Annotated in this window: 3 protein-coding genes; 2 read left to right on the top strand and 1 reads right to left on the bottom strand. The window is 73.5% G+C overall.

Annotation, left to right across the window (positions count from 1 at the left end; genetic code table 11):
• A partial coding sequence (locus VQ03_RS28855) for a GNAT family N-acetyltransferase (RefSeq protein WP_245292234.1) occupies nt 1-461 on the top strand: 461 nt, incomplete at its 5' end.
• Nucleotides 462-680: 219 nt separating this feature from the next.
• On the opposite strand, the gene VQ03_RS28850 is transcribed toward VQ03_RS28855, so the two are convergent.
• Entirely contained in the window at nt 681-1,961 is a 1,281-nt protein-coding gene (locus VQ03_RS28850; RefSeq protein WP_048454367.1) for an alpha/beta hydrolase, read from the bottom strand.
• A gap of 339 nt (nt 1,962-2,300) precedes the next feature.
• On the opposite strand from VQ03_RS28850, the gene VQ03_RS28845 reads away from it, so the two are divergent.
• Nucleotides 2,301-3,098 carry a glycosyltransferase family 2 protein gene (locus VQ03_RS28845; RefSeq protein ID WP_048454366.1) on the top strand — a complete coding sequence of 266 codons (798 nt, stop codon included), beginning with the start codon at nt 2,301-2,303 and terminating at the stop codon, nt 3,096-3,098.
• Nucleotides 3,099-3,305: the final 207 nt, after the last annotated feature.

Below are 3,305 nucleotides of genomic sequence, written 5' to 3'. Positions count from 1 at the left end.
TCGGCCCGTGCCGGCGGCCCGCCCTCCCATCCGACCTGCCGTCGCTCCTCTCACTCTTCGCCGCGTCCGAGGTCAGCGCCGTCGCCGGGCCGCCGGCACGGGCCGAGCGCCTGTGGCACGAGACGTTGGCGCATCCGGGGGTCACCGTCTTCGTGGCCGATGGGGACGGGTGCATCGCGGCGACCTGCATGCTCGTCACCGCGCCGAACCTCCTGCGCGCGGGACGCTCCCACGGCTTCCTGGAGAACGTCGTCGCCCACCCCGATCACCGGGGACGCGGGCATGGAAGGGCGGTCGTCCGGGCGGCCCTCGCCCATGCATGGGCGAGCGGCTGCCACCACGTCCTGATGCAGAGCGGGCGGGTCGACCCGCGGGTGCACGCCTTCTACGAGAGCGTGGGTTTCGTGCCGGGCCGGCGGACGGCCTATGTCGCGGCGCGGCCCGTCGCGCCGGGCGACTGACCGCGCCGAGGCCTGCCGCGCGGCCGGGGCGGCCTCATGGTCCTGCGCCCCCTGCCCGCTCCGCGGCTCCGCCCGGCGGCACACCCTCCGGGATGCCGGGGCGCCGGGCCCTGCCGCTCGCAGGCGACGGTTCCGGCGCCAAGGCGGTCGCCGCGGAGCTGATCGACCGGTCGATGCCGGAAGCCTGGCGGAGAGCCGCGGCTTCGGCAGGCTGAATCCTTACCGCCCCCCGAGCGCCCGCGCCGGCGCGGTCGCGAGATCGACCGCGCCCTCCGCCGTGTCGCCGATGCCCTGGCCGAGGTTGCGCAAGTGCTCGCCGTAGGTCTCGCGGCTCTGGGCGTCGAGCACCGCGACCGGGGCCGAGACCGCGAGGCCGGCGGCGGTGCCGACGGTGGCGGCGGCGCCCGCCGTCATCTGGACGATGCGGTCGCCGAGGCCGACGCGGGAATCGGTGATGGTCTGGCCCTGCGCCAGGCGGTTGCCCAGCAGCGCCACGAGCTGCGGGCTGCCGGCGAACTTGCCGTGGTTGAGGGCGTCGTCCCCCTTCATGGCGGTGAGGTTGAGGACCGCGATGTTCTCGCGGGCGAGTTCGGTGCGGTAGGGCTCGCTCGACGGGTCGATGGCGCCGAGGCGCGCACCCGAATTGCCCCAGACCAGGCGCGAGACCGCGAGCGCGTTGTCGTCCTGGGAGACGAACAGGCTCAGGCGCGGCCGGGCTGGGCCCATGTCGCGAAAGGCCTCGCGGGCGAGGTCGACGTCGACATCGGGGGCGGCCAGCACCACGTCGCGGATCTTCGGCGCCACGCGCCCGTCGCGGATCGCCATCTGGCGCAAGGATTCGAGCACCAGCCAGTTGCCCATCGAGTGGGCGAGCACCGTCACCTCGGCCACCTCGGGATTCTGCGACAGGCGCCGCAGCACGCCTTCGAGGGCGTTGCGGGAGTAGTTGGTGCTCTCCCGGTCGTAGCCGTAGGCCAGCACGCTGCCGCGGGAGGGCCAGGTGAACAGCACCGGCACCACGTCGGCCTTGGTGTCGTGCACGATCTGGGCGAAGCGGTAGACCGCGTCCTCGAAGCGGTTGTTGAAGCCGTGGACGAAGACCAGCACGTGGCGCTTGCCCGTGCGCGCCGCATTGCGGCGCAGGCGCGCGGCCGCCTCCGGCCGGTCCAGGGTCTCGGCCTTGAGGGTCACGAAGTCGGTGGCGGGGTTGCCGGGCAGCTCCTTCGGCCACTGCACCGTGCCGGGCTGGCGCACCGAATCCGGCGGGATCGAGACCGTGATGTCGGCGTAGGACAGGGCCGGCCCGCGGTCGCCGGAATACAGCTCGCCGGGATTGGCGGCGGTCTTGCGCGTGGTCGCGACCAGCATGTCGACGCGCGAGGCCCCCGGCACCGTGGCGGCCACCGGCGCCAGCACGCCCTTCGGCGCGCCCGCGCAGGCGCCGAGCCCGACCGCGACGAGGAGGATCCCCAAGTTCCGGCTCCGCACGAGAACCCTCATCACCAAAGACCCGCTCCCCCTCGTGCCGCGCCCTCGGAAACCTTGCGACACCCGGCGATTCCTCGCGCCCGATCCTGACGGGCACCTCTTAAGGATGAGCCAAACCGATGCGGCGCCAATGCGGCAACGGAGCCGGATCGCACGTCTCCGGCTGGCCGTTGCCGCCAGGGCACGCTCCCGCCCGGCAACGGGCTCTCTCGCGCAAGCCGGTTTTCAGAACTCCGAAAGATGCTCTAGAGGCTGCCTCGACATTCCCCGGCGCCGCCCCGAGCGGGCCGGGTTTTTGCCGCCGATCCTTGCCGCCGATCCTTGCCTCGGTCCCGATCCCTGCCTCGGTTCATGGTCGCCCCCCTCCCCCTCTCGATCTTCCTCATCGCCCGCAACGAGGCCGACCGGATCGGCGCCACCCTGGCGGCTCTGCGCGACCTGACCGACGACCTGATCGTGGTCGATTCCGGCTCGACCGACGGCACGCGGGAGCTCGCCGCCTCCTTCGGCGCGCGGGTGATCGAGCGGGACTGGCCGGGCTACGGGCCGCAGAAGCGCTTCGCCGAGGAGCAGTGCCGGCACGTCTGGATGCTGAACCTCGACGCGGACGAGGTGGTGCCGCCGGACCTCGCCGCCGAGATCCGCCGGCTGTTCGCGGCCGGCGAGCCGCCGCACCCGGCCTACGCCGTCGGCATCGCCGAGGTGTTTCCCGGCGAGACGCGGCCGCATCGCCTCGCCTACACGCTCTGGCCGGTGCGGCTCTATCGCCGCGACCGCGGCCGCTACTCGCCCTCGCCGGTGCACGACCGGGTCGAGCTCGACGCGAGCGCCACCGTCGGGCGGTTGCGGTCGGTGATCCACCACTTCTCGGTGCGCTCGCTCGGCGACCAGCTCGACAAGCTCAACCGCTATTCGGACCAGCAGGCCGACGACCTCGAGGCGCGGGGCGTCCGGATCCCGACCTGGCGCCTCTTCGTCGAGCTGCCGGGCAACTTCCTCAAGGCCTATTTCGGCCGCCGCCACTGCGTGCGCGGCGCCTACGGCTTCCTCACGGCGATGAACTACGCGATCTCCCGTCACCTGCGGGTCGCCAAGCATTACGAGCGCCGGATCGGCGGCCGGGACAGGCCGGGCGCCCGCGGGCGCTGAGGCGCGGCGCCGCTTATCCTGTGTTGAGGTGCCGCGCCGGGGGCGGGTGCGAGGGCCGCCGCCCTTCCGGCGACACTCATGCAAGCGGCGCACAGACGAGATCCGTCCGCAGCGGGCGGCAGGGAGGGCGAGGAGACCTCCGCCCCGCGCGACATCGTGGTGACCGGCGGCTCGGCGGGGGCGGTGGCCCCGCTGCGGGCGCCCCCC

Source organism: Methylobacterium tarhaniae (genome assembly GCF_001043955.1).
GTDB lineage: Bacteria > Pseudomonadota > Alphaproteobacteria > Rhizobiales > Beijerinckiaceae > Methylobacterium > Methylobacterium tarhaniae.
This window is presented reverse-complemented; position numbering and strand designations above follow the sequence as displayed.